The following is a 20,005-nucleotide window of genomic DNA, read 5'->3' as shown; positions in this document are numbered from 1 at the left end:
CCTTCTCCCCGCTCTTGAGACGTCCGATCGGCCCCCGCCATACTGCGGGACCCGGGGGAATTGACGTTCAGGTGTACGAATCTTCCCCCGGCCGGGTGAACGGGGAATTCGCCCGGTACCTCATCTCCAGGGGGAGATCTTGCGCAGACAAGTGAAGAGAGCAGCTGCGGCCACTGTGGCCACCGCCGCAGCCGTCGCCCTCGCAGCGGGTATGACCAGCCCCGCGTCGGCGAAGCCCGGCCGCCAGACCCCGGCCGCCGCCTCCTCGTCCACCGCCCGGCACCACGTCACCCTGATCACCGGTGACCGTGTGTCCCTCGACGCCAAGGGCCGGGTCGTCGGCCTGCAACGGGCCGAGGGGCGCGAGCACATACCGTTCCAGGTCCGCCGGGCCGGCGGACACACCCTGGTCGTCCCCGCCGACGCGGCCCGCCTGGTCGCCTCCGGCACGCTGGACCAGCGGCTGTTCGACATCACCGAGCTGAACCGCGCGGCCACCCGCAAGGCCCAGAAGAACGGCCTGAAGGTCATCGTCGGCTACCGCGGCACCGCCACCGCCGCCAGGACCGGCGTCCGCGACGCGGGCCACCTGCGCCGCAGCCTCAAGGCGCTGAACGCGGACGCCGTGCAGGCCCCGGCCCGGCGGACCAGCGGGCTGTGGGACGCGGTCACCGACGGCGACCGGGCCGCCCCCGGCGTCGCACGCGTCTGGCTGGACGGCGTCCGCAGGGCCGCCCTGGACAAGTCCGTGCCGCAGATCGGCGCCCCGGCCGCGTGGGCCGCCGGTTACACCGGCAAGGGCGTGAAGGTCGCCGTCCTGGACACCGGAGTGGACGCCACCCACCCGGACCTCAAGGACCAGGTGATCGACGCCCGCAACTTCACCACCGCCGCCGACGCCACCGACCACTACGGGCACGGCACGCACGTCGCGTCCATCGTCGCCGGCACCGGCGCCAAGTCGGGCGGCAAGTACAAGGGCGTCGCGCCGGACGCCAGGATCCTCAACGGCAAGGTCCTGGACGACTCCGGCTACGGGGACGACTCCGGCATCATCGCCGGCATGGAGTGGGCGGCCGCGCAGGGCGCCTCCGTCGTCAACCTCAGCCTGGGCGGCTACGACACACCCGAGGTGGACCCGCTCGAGGCGGAGGTCGACAAGCTCTCGGCCGAGAAGGGCATCCTGTTCGCGATCGCCGCGGGCAACGAGGGCCCCCAGTCGATCGGTTCACCGGGCAGCGCGGATGCCGCGCTCACCGTCGGCGCCGTCGACGACAAGGACAGGCTGGCGGACTTCTCCTCCACCGGCCCGCGGACCGGCGACGGCGCCATCAAACCGGACGTCACCGCGCCCGGCGTCGACATCACCGCCGCGGCGGCCAAGGGCAGCGTCATCGACAAGGAGGTCGGCGAGAAGCCCGAGGGCTACCTGACCATCTCCGGCACCTCGATGGCCACCCCGCACGTCGCCGGCGCCGCCGCACTCCTGAAGCAGGAGCACCCGGACTGGGGTTACGCCGAGCTGAAGGGCACGCTCACCGGCTCCGCCAAGGGCGGCAAGTACACACCCTTCCAGCAGGGTTCGGGCCGGATCGCGGTCGACCGGGCGATCAAGCAGTCCGTCGTCGCCGAGCCCGTCTCGGTCGGCTTCGGCACCCAGGCCTGGCCGCACACCGACGACCATCCGGTCACCAAGCGGCTGACGTACCGCAACCTCGGCGACGAGGCCGTCACGCTCGGCCTGACCAGCACCGCCACCGACCCCAGGGGCCACGCCGCCCCGGCGGGCTTCTTCAAGCTCGCCGCGACGACCGTGACCGTCCCGGCGCACGGCACGGCCTCGGTCGGCCTCACCGCCGACACCAGGCTGGGCGGCACCACCGACGGCGCCTACTCCGCGTACGTGACCGCGACCGGCGGCGGACAGAGCGTCCGTACGGCCGCCGTGGTGCAGCGCGAGGTGGAGTCGTACGAACTGACCCTCAAGGTCATCGGCCGCGACGGCAGGCCGGCCCCGTACTACGACGCCGGCCTGACCGGTGTGGCGGGCCTGGCGAACGGCCGGTTCCTGAACCCGTACGACAAGTCCGGCACGGTGAAGGTGCGCGCGCCCAAGGGCACGTACATCCTCAACAGCTCCGTCTACGCCGACCCCGAGAACGCGGCCAAGGGCATCGACTGGATCGCCCAGCCGAAACTGACCGTCACCGGCAGGCGGACGATCACCGTCGACGCGCGCAAGGCCAGGCCCGTGGACATCACCGTGCCGCAGTCCCGTGCCCGGTCCGAGTTGGCCGCGCCGGAGTTCGACGTCACCGTCGGAGACAGCCAGTACGGCTACGGCTGGCTGCTCGACTCGTACAAGAACTTCCACACCGCCGCCCTGGGCCCGCGGCCGGCCTCCGGCACCCTGTTCCAGCAGTGGGACGGCCACTGGTCGAAGGGCGCGACGGAGGAGTACGCCGTCACCTCAGGCGGCCCGGCCCGGCAGTTCGCCACCGGCTACACCAAGCACTACAAGGCGAGCGACCTGGCCACGGTCAAGGTCAGGATGGGTGCCGCCGCGAGCGGCAAGACGGGCTCGGTGGGCGCGATGGGGTTGTTGCCCGGCAGCACCAGCGGCACCTACACCGTCCTCCCGCAGAAGCTGCCCGGTACCCACACCCTGCACCTGTCCGCCAAGGGCGGCGTGGAGTGGATGCTGATGTTCGAGCAGGACGGCGGGGTCGACCAGGACGGCTTCCCGGTCGCCGACGCCGCCTACTCGACGGGCCCGCAGTCGTTCGGGGCGGGCAGGACGTACACCAGGACCGTCAACACCGCCGTCTTCGCCCCGCGCGTCGACGTCGATTCCGGTGTCTTCCGGGACGGCGACGAGATCTACGGCGCCCTGCCGCTGTTCGCCGACGGCTCCGGCAACGCCGGGTACTCGGTGTTCTCCTCGGCACGCACGACCCTGTACCGGGACGGCGTCGAGGTCGGCTCCAACGGCGACCCGCTGTTCAGCGGCGAGACCTTCAAGGTCCCGGCCGGTGACGCCGCCTACAGGCTGACCACCTCGGTCCGGCGCCCGGCCACGGTCGCCAAGGCCTCCTCGCGGATCGACGCGAGCTGGACCTTCCGCTCGAAGAAGCAGGCCGGCATCGTCGCCAGGCTCCCGGTGTCGACACTCCACTTCGGTGCGAGGACCGGCCTGGACAGCCGCGTCGAGGCCGGGAAGAAGCTCACCTTCCCGGTCACCGTCGAGGGCGCGGCCGCGGGCCGCGACCTGAAGTCCCTGAAGGTGTACGTCTCCTACGACGGGAAGACCTTCGAGAGGACCGAGGTCCGCCGCGGCAAGGTGACCGTGAAGAACCCGGCGAGGAACAAGTCCGTCTCGTTCCGCGCCGGAATCACCGACAAGAAGGGCAACACGTCGCTGATCACCGTTTACGACGCCTACTACGGCAAGTGAGCGGCGGACAGCGGTCCCGAGTGCTCTGAACGGGGGGCGTGCCGGAAGCGGCTTTCCGGTACGCCCCTCGCCGTGTGCCGGCGCGCCCGGCCGACGTAGGGTCCCCTCGTGACCGCCGCCCTGACCGCCATGATCACAGCCGTCGTCGGTGTCCTCGGCACGCTCCTCGCGCCCGTACTCGCGCAGCGCCACATGGACCGGCAGCGCCTCCGGGAGGCCGGACAGGCCGAGCGGCGGCGGCTGCTGGAGGAGCGGCGCGACGCCTACACCGCCATGAACCGGGCCTCGCGCCAGTTCCACACCCTGCTGAAGGACGCCCTGCACCGGGTGCGCGACGGCGTCTACGCCGAGCAGGACCGGGAGCAGCTCGAGGATGCCCGGCGGGACTACCGCGACCGGTACGCCGAGGCGCAGATGGTGGTCCCCGAACGGATCCTGGACGCCTCCCGGGCCGTCAACGAGGTCCTGGCCCGCATCGACGCCGTGGTCAAACGGCTCGACCGGGGACTGGCCCGTGAGGGCGAGAGCGCCGAAGGGGCCCTGCGCGACCTGAAGGAGGCCGAGCCCCTGCTCACCGCCATGCGCCGGCTCATGCGGGCCGACCTGGGCGTCGAGGACTGAGTCGGCCCGTCCGGATCAGGCCGGACCGAGCCGGTCATGCCGGATCAGGCCGACGGCACCGCGCGCGCCGCGTCCGTGCCCCAGCTCGCCAGCAGCCGCAGGGACTGCGCCGACGGGGAGTCCGGCTCGGCGTGGTAGGTGAGCAGCGCCTGGTCGCCGTCGTCCGCCAGTCGGAAGGTCTCGAAGCTGAGCGACAGGTCACCCACCAGCGGATGCCGCAGGCGCTTGACGCCGTAGCCCTTCTCCTTGACGTCGTGCGTCGCCCACAGGCGGCGGAACTCCGCGCTCTTCACCGACAGTTCGCCGACCAGGGCGGACAGCCGGGGGTCGTCCGGATAGCAGCCCGCGTCCATGCGCAGGGCGCAGACGATGTCGATCGCCTTCTGCTCCCAGTCGATGAACAGGTCCCGGTAGTCCGGGCGCAGGAACACCATCCGCGCCCAGTTGCGCTCGGCGGGCGCGAGTTCCGACCAGTCGCCGAACACCGCGGCCGCCATCCGGTTCCAGGCGAGCACCTCCGTGCGCCGGCCGACCACGTACGCCGGTACGCCCTCCATCGAGTCCAGCAGCTGGCGCAGCGCCGCCCGCACCTGCTGCTGCCGTGCCGCCGGCTTCTTCTTGTGCGCCGTCGGCTTGGCCAGGTGGGTCAGGTGGGCGTGCTCGGCGTCCGTCAGGCGCAGGGCCCGGGCGATGGAGTCCAGCACCTCCGCCGAGACGTTCCGGCCGTTGCCCTGCTCAAGCCGCGTGTAGTACGCCGCCGACACCCCGGCGAGCTGGGCCAGCTCCTCGCGGCGCAGCCCCGGCACCCTGCGGCGCCGGCCGAATTCGGGCAGGCCCACGTCCTCCGGCTTCAGCCGGGCCCGCCGGCTGCGCAGGAACTCGCTCAGCTCGGCCCACCGGTCCAGGGGTGGTCCCGCGGCCGCTTCCGGCTGTACATCCATACGGCAAGTATCCGTGGTGCCGCGTGGTCGTACGCCGGCGAGCCTGACCCCGCCAGTGGTAGGCACGGTGGTCGTACGAAGAAGCGGGACCTGGGTGACGCGCGGGACATGGGGCAGGCTGGAAGACGTACCTGGCCGGAAGGCGACCGGGCACCGAGAGTCAACTAGGAGATCCCCCCATGACCACTGTTGCCGCCTATGCCGCGCCCGCCGCGAAGGCTCCGCTGGAGCGCACCACCATCGAGCGGCGTCCGGTCGGCGAGTCCGACGTCCTGATCGACATAAAGTTCGCCGGCATCTGCCACTCCGACATCCACCAGGCCCGTGAGGGCTGGGGCGAGGCGATCTTCCCGATGGTCCCCGGCCACGAGATCGCGGGCGTCGTGTCCGAGGTCGGTCCCGGCGTCACGAAGTTCGCCGTGGGCGACCGGGTGGGCGTCGGCTGCATGGTCGACTCCTGCCGCGAGTGCGACAACTGCAAGGCCGGGCTGCAGCAGTACTGCGACCGAGGCCCCACCTGGACGTACAACTCCGTCGGCAGGGACGGCGAGCCCACCTACGGCGGCTACTCCGAGAAGATCGTCGTCGACGAGAACTACGTCGTCCGCATCCCCGAGGGCCTGTCCCTCGACGTGGCCGCCCCGCTGCTGTGCGCCGGCATCACCACGTACTCGCCGCTCAAGCGCTGGAACGCGGGCCCCGGCAAGCGGGTCGCCGTCGTCGGACTCGGCGGCCTCGGCCACATGGGCGTCAAGATCGCGCACGCGATGGGCGCCGAGGTCACCGTGCTGTCCCAGACCCTGCGCAAGAAGGACGACGGCCTGCGGCTGGGCGCCGACCACTACTACGCCACCGGCGACCCGGCGACCTTCGAGAACCTGAAGGGCACCTTCGACATCATCCTCAACACCGTTTCGGCCCCGATGGACTTCGGCGCCTACCTCTCGCTGCTGCGCACCGGCGGCTCGATGGTGAACGTCGGCCTGCCCGAGGAGCCGGTCCACGTGACCCTCACCTCGCTCTTCGGCAACCTGCGCAACCTGACCACCTCCAACATCGGAGGCATCCCCGAGACCCAGGAGATGCTGGACTTCTGCGCGGAGCACGGCCTGGGCGCGGAGATCGAGCTGATCGGCGCGGCCGAGATCAACGAGGCCTACGAGCGGGTGGTCGCCAGCGACGTCCGCTACCGCTTCGTCATCGACGCGGCCACCATCTGACGGGTCCTGCGACCGGTCCTGCTGCCGGGCCCGTCCTCCGGCCGGCGCGTTCGGCGCGCCGGCCGGAGGACGGGACGGCCCAGGGGGCCCGTCAGGCCCCCGCCTCAGCCGACGTAGAAGCTCTCCCCGTCGGCGTACGACCGCACGGCCACCGCGCCGTCCGCACCGGGGCGTACGACATGCGCCCGCCCGAGCCCCGCGACCCGGGCGGCCGGACCGGCCACCTCCACCACGGTGTTCTCGTCGACGGCGACGCCGCAGGGCGCGTCCCCGCGCCCCACCACCGCGACCAGCCGCGCCAGCGTCCCCCACTGCGCGGCGTGCACGTCCACCGCGAACGGCACCAGCCCCAGGCCCGGCCGCACCGCGACCTCCTCCAGGTCCTCCGCCGTGTCCTCGGGGCAGACGGGAACCCCGTCCACCAGCCATCCGCCGACCACCGCCCGCCGGGCGGCGACGGCGGCACCCGCGGAGAAGCCCGCGTACGGCACTCCGCGCTCGGCGAGCAGCCGCGGCAGCCGGTCCGCGCAGCCGGCGAACGCCTCCTGATAGGCGGGCGTCAGCCCACCGCACACCAGCAGCCCGTCGGCGCCGTCCAGCGCCTGCTCCGGCTCGAACCGCCCACCGAGCGGCACGAGCGCCGGCACGGGTGTGCACCCGGCCCCGCTCCTGCCCAGCGCCTGCGCGAACCGCTCGAACTGTTCCCGCCCGTCGCCCTTGTCCATCACGACACAGCCGATCCGCGGCACACCGCCGGCGCGCTCGGCGGCCGCCCGCAGAAACGGCGCGTACACCTCCGCGCGGTCCCATCCGCCACCGATCAGAAACGTACGACCGCCCATCCGGCCCTTCCCGTCCACACGTCCTCACACGTCTTCTCGTCCTTGTGCGAGGGGCGAATGTACGGGGTCGGGACCGGTGCCGTCGCCTGGAAAAACCGCCGTGAGGATCAGTCCGCGGCCGTCACCCTGTGGGCCACCGTGTCGCGCACCTGGCAGAAGTGGCGTGCCATGCCGTCGCCCCGGTAGCGCCAGGGCAGCGTGTTGACATGGCCGTCGACCAGCTTGAACTGCTCCAGTGCCGCCTCGTCGCGGTCCTGGAGATGGAGGTAGAACGCCAGCAGGTGGCGCAGCTCCGGCAGGCGCGGGTGGGCCGGGTCGGCGGCCGCCACGTCCGCGAGGGCCGCCTCCACCCGGGCCAGCATCTGCGGGGTGTTGTCGGCCGCGGTGTCGTCCGAGTCGTCGTGCTCGAAGTGCGCGATGAGCGGGAGCGCCGTCAGCAGGCTGCCCGCCGGCGCCTCGGCCGCGGCCCGCTCGGCGAAGTCGAACGCCAGCCGCTCGGAGCCGCGCCACTTGGCGCACCAGTACTGCAGCGCCGAGAAGTGCGCCTCGTAGTGGTGCGGCGCCCGGGTGGTGATCTGCGCCCAGAGCTTCTCCATCTCGGCGTTCGGGTAGCCGAGTCCCAGCGCCACCCAGATCTCCGCGATGTACGGCGTCGGGTCGTCGGGGTTCAGCGCGGCCGCCCGCGCGATCTCCTCACGGGCGCCGCGCAGCGTCCGGTGGAAGCCCTCGGCCTGCTCCCGGGTGGTGTGCTCGCCCGTCTTGGCGCCGCGCAGCTTCCAGGCGAGGATCACCGTGCTGCGCGCCCGGACCACGGCCGCGTCGGGGTCGTCGGGGCGCGCCGTCTCCCAGGCCAGCAGCCACTCGTCCTCCTCGGCCGCACGCTCGGCGAGCAGGTAGCCGGCCGCCGACCGGCGCTCCCAGTCCCGGCCGATGCCGCTCAGCAGCTCGGCGGCGGGCCGCCAGTCGCCGGCCCGGACGGCGGTGAGCGCCGCCGCCCAGTCCGCGGGCAGTGGGGCGGCGTGCTCGGTGTTCTGCCGCTCGACGGGCAGCAGCCCGAGCTTCTCCGCGGCCTTCCCGGCCGCGGCCGCCTCCGCGGCGTCGGCGTCGTCGTCGGGGCTGGGGGAGAAGAACTCCTTCAGGAAGACCCAGGCCAGCCAGAGCGCGAAGAGCACCGCGGGGGCGGCCAGGATGCCGAGGATCCAAAGCAGGACGGTCATGGGAGTTGCGGTCCGTTCGTCGGGGTGGCGGGACAGCCGGCGTCGAGGGAGCCGGCGTCGGGCCGTTGTGGCGTGGTCGTGCGGGGCGGACGGCGGGCCCGCGGCTCACACGGGCGGCGTCGCCGCCGGGAACAGCAGAGCCCGCAGCGGGGCGGTGTCGGGGTGGTCGGCGAGCGCCGCGTTCACGGCCGCGTCGAGCGCGGCCTCGGCGCCACCGTCCGGGGCGCCGTGCGGGCCCGGGCCGGTCAGCCGCGCGGCAGCAGCGTGCGACCAGGAGAACTCCCAGCTCACCAGCGAGCGGGCGCTGAACTCGGCCAGCACCATCGTCCGCAGCGACGAGCGCAGCCGCGGCCGTACGAACTCGCGAAAGGCCCGGCCCTTCGCCGCGGCCGCCTCGTCGGACAGCGGCAGTCGCTCGGCCAGCCGCCACAGCTTGCCGTCGTCGACGACGGCAAGCAGCGCGGCCGGCGTGGCCGGCTGCCCGGTGTACTCGGCCAGCGCCCGGTGCAGCGGGGTGTGCGCGGTGGACATGCCCTGGGCCATGGCGGCGTCCAGCAGCTCCTGCCACGCGGCGGCGCGCGGGTGGCCGAGGATCTCGTCCGACAGGACGGCGTCCTCCAGCGCGGTCAGCGTCTTCTCCGCGTCGGTGAGCAGGGCGAGCGCCGGGCCCCCGGCCTCCGCCGCGCGTCCGTCGGCGGGCAGCGCCTCCAGCCGGCGCACCCGTTCGGCGATCGGCGGGTGGGAGTCGTACGGCGAGACCGGTGCCGTGGGCAGCTCCGTGCGCAGCGCCGCCAGCTCCTCCTCGCGGGCCGCGAGCAGCCGGGCGAAGCCCCCGAAGAACTCGCCGCGCGGCGGCAGCAGCCGCACCGGCAGGCCCAGGGTGGCGTACGAGTCGAGGTAGAAGTCGTGCGAGGCGGACAGGGCCGGGATCTCGCGCAGGGCCGAGGCGATCGCGTCGCGCCCGGCGATCCGGGCGGCGGCCCGGTCGGCCGCGTACTCCTGGGCCCGGGCCGTGGACAGGGAGGCGCGCAGATAGAGGTTGCCGTACAGCGTGTAGACCGACGCCATCATCCGGTACGTCACCCCGGCCCCGGCGGTGTCGACCTCCTTGGCCTTCCTGCCCTTCGCGACCCGCTTGGCGGCGGCCTTCTCCTGGCGGCCGCGCTCGGCGGCCACCTTGCCGTCCGCCTTCTCGTGGAAGTGCTCGATCACCCGGGCGATCTGCACCCGGCCGCGCACCACGAGCGCGGACAGCCGGGTGTCACCGCCCGTGTAGTGGCCGTACTCGTGGGCGAGCACACCGCGCAGTTGCGCTTCCGTCAGGCCGGTCAGCAGCGGGACGCCCAGATAGAGCCGGCGCGGGCCGGACCGCAGGCCGAGCAGGCGCGCGTCCTCGCTGACGGCCGCGTTGACGTCGGCCGTCAGCACGATCCGGTCGGGGGCGCGGGTGCCGGTGGCCGCGGCGAGTTCCCGCACCAGCGCCCACAGCCGGGGCTCGTCCGCCTCGGTGACCTCGATGCCGGGCGGCCCCTCACCCTTGGGTGTGCGCAGCATGAACATGCCGCGCACGATGGGAATGGCGAGCAGTACCGAGACCGCGACGATCTTGATTCCGGCGGCGCCGTGCACCCAGGTGACCACGGCCATGTCGACACCGGCCAGTGCCGCGAGCAGCAGCAGGCTCAGCAGATGGAAACCGCACAGCAGAACGAGAGCACGCAGCGCGCGCAGAGTTGCGCCCATCGGGCAGATCCCCCCACAGGACCCGGAGAAAATGAACAGGCCGACGCGCACCGCCGGGCGGTGCTGCCGGTGAGTGTGGGGGGACTCGGAGCAGACTTCGAGCGGACTCGAGACGACTTCCGGGGTGCGCCCGGAGCGGCTCCGGGCAAAGCGCGAGCAAAGCCGGAGCAAGCGGAGTATGCCCTACCGAAGATCAGCGGGGCAATCCCGGCCGTGACCTGGGCGGACCTCTGCGGGCCCCGTCAGCCGGGCAGCCCCGCCGGGCTGCCGCCGGCCGCCTCGTAACCGGCCACCGCCAGCGCGCGGTGGGCGGCGAAGGCGGCGGCCGGGTCGGCGGACAGGGTCCACGGCAGCGCGCCCACATGCCCGTCGACGTGCGCGAGCTGGTCCATGGCCTCCGGCCAGCGCTCGGCCCGGACCAGGAAGAACAGCAGCAGATGGCGGACGTGCGCGAGCACCGGGTCGTCCGAGCGGGCGGTGTGCACGGCGTGCAGCGCGCCCTGCATCGCCCGGGTGACCACCTCGCTCTGGTAGAAGCTCCGGACCAGGTTCACCTCGGGGAGGTGCTCGAAGACCGCGAAGAGCGGCAGCGCGGCCAGCAGCGAGCCCTCCGGAGCACGGGCCGCGGCGCTCTCGGCGAAGGCGTACGCCTCCTCGCGCGAACCGTGCCACTTCTCGCACCAGTAGTGCAGCGCGGCCAGGTGCGCGCCCATGTGGTGCGGGGCGCGCTCCAGGACGGTCAGCCACAGCTTCTCGAACTCCGGCCGCGGACAGCCCAGGCCTCGGGCGACGGACAGCTCGACGATGTACGGCACCGGGTCGCCGGGCGCGAGCAGCGCCGCCTCGCCGCAGGCCTGCCGGGCCTCCTCCATGATGATCCGGAAGTCCTCCGTGCCCGGCGAGGACGTCCGCCACGCCTGCTGCACCAGGAACTCGGCGTGCACGGCCGCGCCACCGGCGTCCTTGGGCCGCTCCGCCCGCCACACCCGCAGCCACTGCCCGCCGGGCGTCTCATGCACCCCGCCCGGCCGCTGCGCCAGCTCCAGTGCCGCCGCGCCGGCGAAGGCCTGCACACGCTGCCAGCGCGTCTCGCCCTCCGCCTCGGTGCCGGCCAGCAACTGGGCGGCGGCCCGGTAGTCCCCGGCGCGCCGCACCACGTCCAGCACGTCCAGCAGATCCTTGTCAGGGCCCGGCATCCGCACGTCCAGCTCCTCCTCGGGCACGAAGCCGTAGGCCGCCGCACGCGCGCCGTCCGGCAGGCCCGCCGGAGCCCGGCCGGCCGCTCCGCGCCTGCGCCGCAGGACCGGGAGCAGCACGACGCACAGCAGGGCCAGTGCCATGAGCAGCCAAAGAGTCGCCATGCCTCAAGCGAACCAGACGCCGCCGACAATTGGCCAACCACGCCCGCCGGACCTGTGGAAAACCCCCGCCCGGCGCCGCCGGCGCCCCGGGACTTCCCGCTCCCCGAGCCCGTCGGACGCCACCATCCGGCCGAGCGCACTACGCTCGGTGCACATGAGCGACAGGCACATCAGTCAGCACTTCGAGACCCTCGCGATCCACGCGGGCAACACCGCGGATCCCCTCACCGGCGCGGTCGTCCCGCCGATCTACCAGGTCTCGACCTACAAGCAGGACGGCGTGGGCGGTCTGCGCGGCGGCTACGAGTACAGCCGCAGCGCCAACCCGACCAGGACGGCCCTCGAGGAGAACCTCGCCGCGCTGGAAGGCGGCCGGCGCGGTCTCGCGTTCGCGTCCGGCCTGGCGGCCGAGGACACCCTGCTGCGCACGCTGCTCAGCCCCGGCGACCACGTGGTGATCCCCAACGACGCCTACGGCGGCACCTTCCGTCTCTTCGCCAAGGTCGTCACCCGCTGGGGCGTGGAGTGGTCGGTCGCCGACACCAGCGACCCGGCCGCCGTACGGGCCGCGATGACGCCGAAGACCAAGGTGGTCTGGGTGGAGACCCCCTCCAACCCGCTGCTCGGCATCACCGACATCGCCGCCGTGGCCCAGGTCGCCCACGACGCGGGCGCGCGGCTCGTCGTCGACAACACCTTCGCCACGCCCTACCTCCAGCAGCCGCTGTCGCTCGGGGCCGACGTGGTGGTGCACTCGCTGACCAAGTACATGGGCGGCCACTCGGACGTGGTCGGCGGCGCCCTGATCGCCTCCGACCAGACGCTGGGCGAGGAACTGGCCTACCACCAGAACGCGATGGGCGCAGTCGCCGGCCCCTTCGACTCCTGGCTGGTGCTGCGCGGCACCAAGACCCTCGCGGTGCGCATGGACCGGCACAGCGAGAACGCCACGAAGATCGCCGACATGCTCACCGGGCACGCGCGCGTGAGCAGCGTGCTCTACCCGGGCCTGCCCGAGCACCCCGGGCACGAGGTGGCCGCCAAGCAGATGAAGGCGTTCGGCGGCATGGTGTCCTTCCGGGTCCAGGGCGGCGAGGAGGCCGCCGTCGAGGTGTGCAACCGCGCCAAGGTCTTCACCCTCGGTGAGTCGCTCGGCGGCGTCGAGTCGCTCATCGAGCACCCCGGCCGGATGACCCACGCCTCCGCGGCCGGCTCCGCCCTGGAGGTCCCGGCCGACCTGGTGCGCCTGTCCGTCGGCATCGAGAACGTCGACGACCTGCTCGAGGACCTGCAGCAGGCGCTCGGCTAGTGCTGGGCCGCCGTCCCGTCACCAGCCGGTGAGCGGTGGAGTCGTCTGGGACGGCGGCTCCACCCAGGGCTGCACCCGCACCGCCCACACGGTGAACGCCACGGCCGCCGCGCACAGCAGCAGCCACAGCAGGCGGTGCGCGAGCAGCCGGCGCCGCAGCAGACGGCTGCCGCGGCGGACGGCCTCGGCGTGCAGATCGGGCGGCACCGGCACCGCGGCCTGCTCCAGGATCCGGCGCACGGCGGCCTCCCGCTGGGCGCGGTTCACCGGTGCCTCCCGCCCGGTGGCCGCCTCATGACGCCGCCGTCTTCACGCCCACCGCGCGCGGCGCCGCCCCGCGCGACGGATGCAGCACGGTGGCCGTGGCGCGGTCGCAGATGGTGTGCACCCGTTCGACGGGCAGGCCCAGCAGTGCCGCCGTCTGCTCCTCGGCGACCCCCTCGAACATCCGCAGCACCAGGATCAGCCGCTCCTGCGGCGCCAGCTCGGCGAGCGGGCTGCGCGGATGCGGACGGGGCCGGCCCACGGCTCCGTAGTGCCGCCAGGCCTCGTGCGCGAACCGGGTGGCCAGGCACTGGCGGGCGCAGTCGTAGGGGTCCTCGCCGCGCAGCCGGTCCCAGCGGGCGTAGGTGCGGGCCAGCGCCGGTGCCAGCAGCCTCCGCGCGCGCGGGTTGTCGTCCGGGGCCTCTCCGGTGAGCAGGGTGGCGGCATGCAGCAGCCGCCCCGCCGCGCCCGCGACGAACGACTCGAACTCCCGGGCCCGGCGGGCATCGCGGGATGCCCGCCGATCACGCACCGCGCCTCCCCCCTGAGGGGGTCCTGTCCGGTACGGGACGGGCGGACCGCGCACCACGCAGGACCCGGTCTCATATGAGGCCAGTGGCGGCCCGGGGTCAAGACTCGGGACCGCACCCGTCCGGGGCGCGCGTCAGGAAGAGGGCGTCAGGAAGCGGGCGTCCGCTCGGCCGCCGGCACCGGCTGGACCGCCATCCGGGAGGAGAGCGCGGAATTGAAGCGCGTGAGGAGCGCGCAGAACTGCTCGCGCTCCTCCGGCGCCCAGTCGTGTGTCAGCTCGGCCATCAACTGACGCCTCGACGAACGTACTTCCTCGAGACGGGCGGCCCCGCGCGGGGACAGCTGGAGCACCACGGCCCGCCCGTCCTCCGGGTGCGAGGTGCGCTTGACGAGGCCCGTGTCGACCAGCGGGGCCACCTGCCGGGTGACCGTGGAGGAGTCGATCCCCATGCTCGCGGCGAGCGCCTTGACGCCCATCGGGCCCTCGCTGTCGAGGCGGTTGAGCAGCAGGTAGGCGGCACGGTCCATGGTGTTGCGCACCTGCCCGACGCCGCCGAGCCGGGTCTGTTCGGCACGCCGGGCGAACACCGCCACCTCGTGCTGGAGGGTGTCGAGAAGACCGGTGTCACCGACGGTCGTCATGTCCATCGACATTTCAGGTGTTGTGGGCATGGCCGGAGGCTCGCTTCATGAGGGCTGCTGGGTTGGGGGACAGGGTACGCGGCCCGGGCGCGGGCCGTACCGGCGCTGCGCAAACCCGGTCTCGGAGCTTGGTCACACGCGTCGCGCACGACCGTGAACTGCGAGACTTGGAGCATGAGCTACCGCACGGCCGGCTCCTTGCGCTCCGTCACCCTCGATGACGTGCGCGGGGCCCAGAAGATGCTCTCGGGCGTGGCACGGACGACCGCGATGGAGGGCAGCCGGCACCTTTCCCAGCTGGTCGGTGCGCCGGTGCACCTCAAGTGCGAGAACCTCCAGCGCACGGGCTCGTTCAAGCTGCGCGGCGCCTACGTCCGGATCGCCGGGCTGCTGCCGGAGGAGCGGGCCGCCGGAGTGGTGGCGGCGAGCGCCGGCAACCACGCGCAGGGCGTGGCCCTGGCCTCCTCGCTGCTCGGTGTGCACTCCACCGTGTTCATGCCGAAGGGCGCACCGCTGCCGAAGATCAGCGCGACCCGGGAGTACGGCGCGGAGGTGAGGCTGCACGGTCAGGTGGTCGACGAGACCCTGGCCGCCGCCCAGGAGTACGCGGCCACGACGGGCGCGGTGTTCATCCACCCCTTCGACCACCCCGATGTCATCGCCGGCCAGGGCACGGTCGGCCTGGAGATCCTCGAGCAGTGCCCGGAGGTGCGCACGATCGTCGTCGGCATCGGCGGCGGCGGGCTCGCCGCGGGCATCGCGGTCGCGGTGAAGGCGCTGCGGCCGGAGGTCCGGATCGTCGGTGTGCAGGCGGAGGGCGCGGCGGCCTATCCGCCCTCGCTCGCCGCAGGCCGTCCGGTGTCGGTGCAGAACCCGGCGACGATGGCCGACGGCATCAAGGTGGGCCGGCCCGGTCTGGTGCCGTTCGAGATCATCGGTGACCTGGTGGACGAGGTCCGCACGGTCAGCGAGGACCAGTTGTCGGCCGCGCTGCTGCTGTGCCTGGAGCGGGCCAAGCTGGTCGTCGAGCCGGCCGGGGCCAGCCCGGTCGCGGCCCTGCTGTCCGAACCCGGCGCCTTCCCCGGCCCGGTCGTCGCCGTACTGTCCGGCGGCAACGTCGACCCGGTGCTGCTCCAGCGGGTGCTGCGGCACGGCATGGCCGCCCAGGGCCGCTATCTGGCGGTCCGGCTGCGGCTCACGGACCGCCCGGGCGCCCTCGCGACGCTCCTCGGGGTGCTGTCCGTGGTCGACGCCAACGTCCTCGACGTGAGCCATGTGCGGACCGATCCCCGGCTCGGGCTCACGGAGGCCGAGGTGGAGCTGCACCTGGAGACGAAGGGCCCGGCGCACTGCGTCGAGGTCGGCCAGGCCCTGCGTCAGGCGGGTTACACGGTCATCGACTGAGACACCGCGCCGGAGCGCGAGAGGGCGGTGTCGCTCATCCGGGGAAACCCATTGGCGAACGCGATACATCGCGTTATGGTGTGTCGTGCCGCACGCGATACGCCGGTGCCTCCATGCGGAGAACCCCGGGGTGAGAACCCACGGGGTGAAAACCGCTGATGGAAAACCGAAGGCGGCGGCGAGCACGCGAACCTAGCCTTTCCGAAGCATCCCCAACGACGTGGAGACCCACATGCCAGGCGCCATCTATGCCGAAGGGCTGGTCAAGACCTTCGGCGACGTAAGGGCACTGGACGGCGTAGACCTCGATGTCCCCGAGGGCACGGTCCTCGGCCTGCTCGGGCCGAACGGCGCCGGCAAGACGACTGCGGTCCGCTGTCTGACGACACTGCTGCGGCCCGACAGCGGACGGGCCGTCGTGGCGGGCGTGGACGTCCTCAAGGACCCCGACGCCGTACGCCGCTCCATCGGCCTGTCCGGGCAGTTCGCGGCGGTCGACGAATACCTGACCGGCCGGGAGAACCTGCAGATGGTCGGTCAGCTCTACCAGATGAGGGCCAGGACGGCCCGGCAGCGCGCGGTCGAGCTGCTGGAGCAGTTCCATCTCACGGACGCCGCCGACCGCCCCGCCAAGACCTACTCCGGAGGCATGCGCCGCCGGCTCGACCTCGCCGCCGCCCTCGTGGTCTCACCGCCCGTGATGTTCATGGACGAGCCGACCACCGGCCTCGACCCGCGCAACAGGCAGCAGCTCTGGGAGGTCATCAAGCAGCTCGTCTCCGGCGGTACGACCCTGCTGCTGACCACGCAGTACCTGGAGGAGGCCGACCACCTGGCCCACGACATAGCGGTCGTCGACCACGGCCGGGTCATCGCCAAGGGCACCTCCGACCAGCTCAAGGCCCGCACCGGCGGCGAGCGCGTCGAGGTCGTCGTGCACGAGCGCGAGCACATCGCCACCGCCGCCGAGGTGCTGCGCGGCTTCGGCAAGGGCGACACCACGGTCGAGGAGCACACCCGCAAGCTCACGGTGCCCGTCACCGGCGGCGCCAAGCTGCTCGCCGAGGTCATCCGGGAGCTGGACGGCCGCGGGATCGAGATGGACGACATCGGACTGCGCCGCCCGACCCTCGACGACGTCTTCCTCTCCCTCACCGGACACGTGGCCGAGGCCGAGGAAACCGCCGGGAACGGCCGGGCCGGCAAGGGCAGCAAGGGCGCCAAAGGCAAGGAGACCGTGAAATGAGTGCCGTGACCGAAGCCGCGCCCCTCGCGGCCCCCGGCAACGCCGTCGGCCGGTCCGTCCGTGACTCGCTGATCGTCGCCAAGCGCAATCTGATCCGCATGTGCCGGATCCCCGAGATGGTCATCTTCGGACTGATCCAGCCGATCATGTTCGTGGTGCTGTTCACCTATGTGTTCGGTGGCTCGATCCAGGTCGGCGGGTCCAGCTCCACGCAGGCCTACCGCGAGTTCCTGATGGCGGGCATCTTCGCGCAGACCGTCACGTTCGCCACGGCCGGCGCCGGCGCGGGTATCGCCGACGACATGCACAAGGGCCTCATCGACCGCTTCCGCTCCCTGCCCATGGCACGCGGCGCGGTGCTGACCGGGCGGACCCTCGCGGACCTGGTCCAGACGGCGCTCACCCTGCTCGTCCTCGCCGTGGTGGCGGTGCTGGTCGGCTGGCGCACGCACGAGAACTTCGGCAAGGTGCTCGCCGGATTCGGGCTGCTCCTGCTGCTCGGATACGCGTTCTCCTGGATCGGCGCGCTCATCGGCCTCTCCGTGCGCACCCCCGAGGCGGCGACCTCGGGCGGCCTGATCTGGCTGTTTCCGCTGACGTTCATCTCGAACGCGTTCGTGGACGCGAACAAGATGCCGCCGTTCCTTCGGCACATCGCGGAGTGGAACCCGTTCAGCGCCACCGTGCAGGCGTGCCGTGAGCTGTTCGGCAACTTCCCCCCGGGCTACCGGACCCCGGATGCCTGGCCCATGCAGCACTCCGTGTGGGTCTCGCTGATCTGGTCGGTCCTGATCACCGTGGCCTTCCGCACGCTCGCGGTCCGCAAGTACCGCTCGGCCACCGCGTGACGGCGGCCACCGCGTGAGGGCATGAAGACGCCCCCGGTGTCCTGGGGACGCCGGGGGCGCGACATGAACCTGGTTCGGTGGATCAGCCCGAGTACGGCTCGGCCTTCAGGATCCGCACCGAGGCCTTCTTGCCGTTCGGCAGCTCGTACTCCGCGTCCTCGCCGACCTTGTGGCCGATGACGCCGGAGCCGAGCGGCGACTGCGGCGAGTACGTCTCGACATCCGCGCTCGCGTACTCGCGGGAGGCGAGCAGGAACGTCATCGTGTCGTCCTCGTCACCGTCGAAGGCGATCGTGACGACCATGCCCGGCGCGACGGCACCGTCCGCGGAGGCCGGAGCCTCGCCGACCTGGGCGTTCTCGAGGAGCTGGGTCAGCTGGCGCACACGGAGCTCCTGCTTGCCCTGCTCCTCCTTCGCCGCGTGGTACCCGCCGTTCTCGCGCAGGTCGCCCTCCTCACGCGCGGCGGCGATCTTGGCGGCGATCTCCGTGCGCGCAGGACCAGTAAGGTACTCAAGCTCGTCCTTGAGCTTGTTGTACGCCTCCTGGGTCAGCCAGGTGACGTTCTCGCTGGTCTGGGTCACAGGGTGCTCCTCGTCGGTACTGGGAAATACAAAGCATCGCCCTACCCAGAAGAATGTTCCCTCTTGGATGGGCGAAACCACGAGCCTAACAATTCAATGGCGGAAGGGGGAGGACATAAGCCATCAGAATCACATCGGCGCAGGTCACGGCCTGCACCTGGTCAGTCGGCGTGGCAGCCGAGCAGCTCGGCCGTCGTACCCCTGGCCGTCGTACGCAGTGTGACGGCCTTGTCGATGCGCGTGGCCGCGCCGCTGAAGCGGAAGTCCGCCCGTCCCACCTCGGCGCCCTCGGCCGACTGGGAGCGCAGGGTGCAGTAGCCGGAGGCACCCGAGTCCTTGTGCACCTCCAGATGAACTCGGACCTCGTCGTCGGAGGCCTTGAAGGTGATCACCTGGGCGCTGATCTCGTTCTGCGCGACGTAGTGGTAGGCGAAGTAGCCGATCAGAGCGAGCAGGACCACACCCAGCAGCGATCCGGCGACCTTGAGCCTGCGGTCGACACGCTCGTCCGAGGCGCGGCCGTAGCGGCCCTCGGGCAGCCGCGTGCTCGCCGTACCCATGATCGTCCTCTCCGCGGAATTAATCGCCCCCCGATTCCGTCACTATAGAAGCCTGCGATTGCGCCGAAGACACGGGGCGCCGACTGACCGAGGATTGAGTCTTGACTGACCAGCTGCGACTGATGGCCGTTCACGCGCACCCCGACGACGAGTCGAGCAAGGGCGCGGCCACCATGGCGAAGTACGTGGCCGAGGGGGTGGACGTGCTGGTGGTGACCTGCACCGGCGGCGAGCGCGGGTCCATCCTCAACCCCAAGCTGCAGGGTGACACCTACATCGAGGAACACATCCACGAGGTGCGCAAGAAGGAGATGGACGAGGCCCGGGAGATCCTCGGCGTCCGGCAGGAGTGGCTGGGCTTCGTCGACTCGGGCCTGCCCGAGGGCGACCCGCTGCCGCCGCTGCCCGAGGGCTGCTTCGCCCTGGAGGACGTCGACAAGGCGGCCGGCGAGCTGGTGAAGCAGATCCGCTCCTTCCGTCCGCAGGTGATCACCACCTACGACGAGAACGGCGGCTACCCGCACCCCGACCACATCATGACCCACAAGATCTCGATGGTGGCGTTCGAGGGCGCGGCGGACGCCGAGAAGTACCCCGAGGCCGAGTACGGCCCCGTCCACCAGCCGCGGAAGCTCTACTACAACCAGGGCTTCAACCGCCCCCGCACCGAGGCCCTGCACCACGCGATGCTCGACCGCGGCCTGGAGTCGCCTTACGGGGACTGGCTCAAGCGCTGGAAGGAGTTCGAGCGCGTCGAGCGCACGCTGACCACGCACGTTCCGTGCGCGGACTTCTTCGAGGTCCGCGACAAGGCGCTGATCGCCCACGCCACCCAGATCGACCCCGACGGCGGCTGGTTCCGGGTGCCGATGGACCTGCAGAAGGAGGTCTGGCCGACGGAGGAGTACGAGCTGGCGAAGTCTCTCGTCGACACCTCCCTCCCCGAGGACGACCTCTTCGCGGGCATCCGGGACAATGCCTGACATGAGCGCAAGCCTGGCACTGACGCATCTCGTCCCCCTCGCCAAGGAGGTCGACGAGAACAAGGTCACCCCCGGCGTCCTCGGCTTCATCGTGTTCGCGGTGATGGCCGTGGCCGTGTGGGGCCTGATGAAGTCGATGAGCAAGCAGATGCAGAAGGTCGACTTCAAGGAGGCCCCCGAAGCCGGGGCCGAGGAGAAGACCGAATCCAAGGCGCCGCAGGGCTGACAGCGGAGGT

19 protein-coding genes are annotated in these 20,005 nt (G+C 72.1%); 9 read left to right on the top strand and 10 right to left on the bottom strand.

All coding sequences use genetic code 11. The annotated features are described in order from the left end of the window. Positions 1-211 precede the first annotated feature (211 nt). Positions 212-3,454, top strand: a complete 3,243-nt coding sequence (locus tag AB0924_RS30110) for a S8 family peptidase (protein ID WP_366913054.1) — start codon at positions 212-214, stop codon at positions 3,452-3,454. A gap of 108 nt (positions 3,455-3,562) precedes the next feature. After that, on the top strand, positions 3,563-4,075 hold the full coding sequence (locus tag AB0924_RS30105; protein ID WP_358936365.1) for a hypothetical protein: 513 nt from the start codon (positions 3,563-3,565) through the stop codon (positions 4,073-4,075). Between the two features lie 44 nt (positions 4,076-4,119). Here the strand turns inward: AB0924_RS30105 and AB0924_RS30100 are convergent, their stop codons facing one another. Continuing rightward, positions 4,120-5,016 carry a helix-turn-helix transcriptional regulator gene (locus AB0924_RS30100; protein ID WP_358936367.1) on the bottom strand — a complete coding sequence of 299 codons (897 nt, stop codon included), beginning with the start codon at positions 5,014-5,016 and terminating at the stop codon, positions 4,120-4,122. Between the two features lie 179 nt (positions 5,017-5,195). Between AB0924_RS30100 and AB0924_RS30095 the strand changes: the two genes are divergently transcribed. Next, positions 5,196-6,236, top strand: a complete 1,041-nt coding sequence (locus tag AB0924_RS30095; protein ID WP_366913052.1) for an NAD(P)-dependent alcohol dehydrogenase — start codon at positions 5,196-5,198, stop codon at positions 6,234-6,236. Positions 6,237-6,340: 104 nt separating this feature from the next. Here the strand turns inward: AB0924_RS30095 and AB0924_RS30090 are convergent, their stop codons facing one another. The 4 genes from AB0924_RS30090 to AB0924_RS30075 all read right to left on the bottom strand — a co-directional run bounded on the left by AB0924_RS30090 (position 6,341) and on the right by AB0924_RS30075 (position 11,399). After that, positions 6,341-7,078, bottom strand: a complete 738-nt coding sequence (locus AB0924_RS30090) for a hypothetical protein (protein ID WP_366913051.1) — start codon at positions 7,076-7,078, stop codon at positions 6,341-6,343. A 107-nt stretch (positions 7,079-7,185) separates the two neighbouring features. Continuing rightward, positions 7,186-8,295, bottom strand: a complete 1,110-nt coding sequence (locus tag AB0924_RS30085) for a hypothetical protein (protein WP_366913050.1) — start codon at positions 8,293-8,295, stop codon at positions 7,186-7,188. Between the two features lie 105 nt (positions 8,296-8,400). After that, entirely contained in the window at positions 8,401-10,038 is a 1,638-nt protein-coding gene (locus tag AB0924_RS30080) for a M48 family metallopeptidase (protein WP_366913049.1), read from the bottom strand. Between the two features lie 242 nt (positions 10,039-10,280). Next, a complete protein-coding gene (locus AB0924_RS30075) occupies positions 10,281-11,399 on the bottom strand; it encodes a hypothetical protein (RefSeq protein ID WP_366913048.1) in 1,119 nt (372 codons plus the stop codon). A 154-nt stretch (positions 11,400-11,553) separates the two neighbouring features. Between AB0924_RS30075 and AB0924_RS30070 the strand changes: the two genes are divergently transcribed. Next, complete coding sequence (locus AB0924_RS30070) at positions 11,554-12,708, top strand: cystathionine gamma-synthase (RefSeq protein WP_366913047.1); 1,155 nt, start codon at positions 11,554-11,556, stop codon at positions 12,706-12,708. Between the two features lie 18 nt (positions 12,709-12,726). On the opposite strand, the gene AB0924_RS30065 is transcribed toward AB0924_RS30070, so the two are convergent. The 3 genes from AB0924_RS30065 to AB0924_RS30055 form a co-directional block, all read right to left on the bottom strand. Beyond that, positions 12,727-12,975, bottom strand: a complete 249-nt coding sequence (locus AB0924_RS30065; protein WP_358936381.1) for a hypothetical protein — start codon at positions 12,973-12,975, stop codon at positions 12,727-12,729. A 25-nt stretch (positions 12,976-13,000) separates the two neighbouring features. After that, the gene (locus AB0924_RS30060) at positions 13,001-13,504 is read right to left on the bottom strand and encodes a sigma factor-like helix-turn-helix DNA-binding protein (RefSeq protein WP_358936383.1); all 504 of its coding nucleotides are present in this window, start codon (positions 13,502-13,504) and stop codon (positions 13,001-13,003) included. A 146-nt stretch (positions 13,505-13,650) separates the two neighbouring features. Then, on the bottom strand, positions 13,651-14,157 hold the full coding sequence (locus AB0924_RS30055) for a MarR family transcriptional regulator (RefSeq protein ID WP_358936450.1): 507 nt from the start codon (positions 14,155-14,157) through the stop codon (positions 13,651-13,653). Between the two features lie 162 nt (positions 14,158-14,319). Here AB0924_RS30055 and ilvA point away from each other — a divergent pair, with 162 nt between their 5' ends. The 3 genes from ilvA to AB0924_RS30040 all read left to right on the top strand — a co-directional run bounded on the left by ilvA (position 14,320) and on the right by AB0924_RS30040 (position 17,643). After that, positions 14,320-15,549, top strand: coding sequence for a threonine ammonia-lyase (ilvA, locus tag AB0924_RS30050; protein ID WP_358936386.1), 1,230 nt, complete (start codon positions 14,320-14,322; stop codon positions 15,547-15,549). Between the two features lie 232 nt (positions 15,550-15,781). Continuing rightward, positions 15,782-16,795, top strand: a complete 1,014-nt coding sequence (locus tag AB0924_RS30045; RefSeq protein ID WP_366913046.1) for an ATP-binding cassette domain-containing protein — start codon at positions 15,782-15,784, stop codon at positions 16,793-16,795. Beyond that, positions 16,792-17,643: an ABC transporter permease gene (locus AB0924_RS30040; RefSeq protein ID WP_358936390.1), complete on the top strand. Its 852-nt coding sequence runs from the start codon at positions 16,792-16,794 to the stop codon at positions 17,641-17,643. Before AB0924_RS30045 ends, AB0924_RS30040 begins: the two co-directional genes overlap by 4 nt. Before the next feature lie 82 nt (positions 17,644-17,725). Here AB0924_RS30040 and greA read toward each other — a convergent pair whose 3' ends face one another. Continuing rightward, positions 17,726-18,226: a transcription elongation factor GreA gene (greA, locus tag AB0924_RS30035; RefSeq protein ID WP_358936392.1), complete on the bottom strand. Its 501-nt coding sequence runs from the start codon at positions 18,224-18,226 to the stop codon at positions 17,726-17,728. A 161-nt stretch (positions 18,227-18,387) separates the two neighbouring features. Then, positions 18,388-18,786 carry a DUF4307 domain-containing protein gene (locus AB0924_RS30030; RefSeq protein ID WP_366913044.1) on the bottom strand — a complete coding sequence of 133 codons (399 nt, stop codon included), beginning with the start codon at positions 18,784-18,786 and terminating at the stop codon, positions 18,388-18,390. A gap of 101 nt (positions 18,787-18,887) precedes the next feature. Here AB0924_RS30030 and mca point away from each other — a divergent pair, with 101 nt between their 5' ends. Both mca and AB0924_RS30020 read left to right on the top strand, forming a co-directional pair. Then, positions 18,888-19,769 (top strand): mycothiol conjugate amidase Mca, encoded by an 882-nt coding sequence (gene mca / locus AB0924_RS30025; protein WP_199211761.1) that lies wholly within the window; start codon positions 18,888-18,890, stop codon positions 19,767-19,769. 1 nt (position 19,770) lies between these two features. Further along, positions 19,771-19,995, top strand: a complete 225-nt coding sequence (locus AB0924_RS30020) for a hypothetical protein (RefSeq protein ID WP_358936398.1) — start codon at positions 19,771-19,773, stop codon at positions 19,993-19,995. Positions 19,996-20,005 lie beyond the last annotated feature (10 nt).

It is taken from the genome of Streptomyces sp. NPDC047869 (assembly GCF_040704065.1).
GTDB lineage: Bacteria > Actinomycetota > Actinomycetes > Streptomycetales > Streptomycetaceae > Streptomyces.
This window is presented reverse-complemented; position numbering and strand designations above follow the sequence as displayed.

What these genes read in the sequence shown, in the direction of transcription:
- AB0924_RS30045 (WP_366913046.1), top strand. Translation starts at nt 15,782, where the DNA reads ATGCCAGGCGCCATCTATGCCGAAGGGCTGGTCAAGACCTTCGGCGAC.
- AB0924_RS30075 (WP_366913048.1), bottom strand. Translation starts at nt 11,399, where the DNA reads ATGGCGACTCTTTGGCTGCTCATGGCACTGGCCCTGCTGTGCGTCGTG.
- AB0924_RS30040 (WP_358936390.1), top strand. Translation starts at nt 16,792, where the DNA reads ATGAGTGCCGTGACCGAAGCCGCGCCCCTCGCGGCCCCCGGCAACGCC.
- AB0924_RS30080 (WP_366913049.1), bottom strand. Translation starts at nt 10,038, where the DNA reads ATGGGCGCAACTCTGCGCGCGCTGCGTGCTCTCGTTCTGCTGTGCGGT.
- AB0924_RS30090 (WP_366913051.1), bottom strand. Translation starts at nt 7,078, where the DNA reads ATGGGCGGTCGTACGTTTCTGATCGGTGGCGGATGGGACCGCGCGGAG.
- AB0924_RS30030 (WP_366913044.1), bottom strand. Translation starts at nt 18,786, where the DNA reads ATGGGTACGGCGAGCACGCGGCTGCCCGAGGGCCGCTACGGCCGCGCC.
- ilvA (WP_358936386.1), top strand. Translation starts at nt 14,320, where the DNA reads ATGAGCTACCGCACGGCCGGCTCCTTGCGCTCCGTCACCCTCGATGAC.
- AB0924_RS30095 (WP_366913052.1), top strand. Translation starts at nt 5,196, where the DNA reads ATGACCACTGTTGCCGCCTATGCCGCGCCCGCCGCGAAGGCTCCGCTG.
- AB0924_RS30020 (WP_358936398.1), top strand. Translation starts at nt 19,771, where the DNA reads ATGAGCGCAAGCCTGGCACTGACGCATCTCGTCCCCCTCGCCAAGGAG.
- AB0924_RS30085 (WP_366913050.1), bottom strand. Translation starts at nt 8,295, where the DNA reads ATGACCGTCCTGCTTTGGATCCTCGGCATCCTGGCCGCCCCCGCGGTG.
- AB0924_RS30110 (WP_366913054.1), top strand. Translation starts at nt 212, where the DNA reads ATGACCAGCCCCGCGTCGGCGAAGCCCGGCCGCCAGACCCCGGCCGCC.
- AB0924_RS30055 (WP_358936450.1), bottom strand. Translation starts at nt 14,157, where the DNA reads ATGTCGATGGACATGACGACCGTCGGTGACACCGGTCTTCTCGACACC.
- AB0924_RS30070 (WP_366913047.1), top strand. Translation starts at nt 11,554, where the DNA reads ATGAGCGACAGGCACATCAGTCAGCACTTCGAGACCCTCGCGATCCAC.
- AB0924_RS30100 (WP_358936367.1), bottom strand. Translation starts at nt 5,016, where the DNA reads ATGGATGTACAGCCGGAAGCGGCCGCGGGACCACCCCTGGACCGGTGG.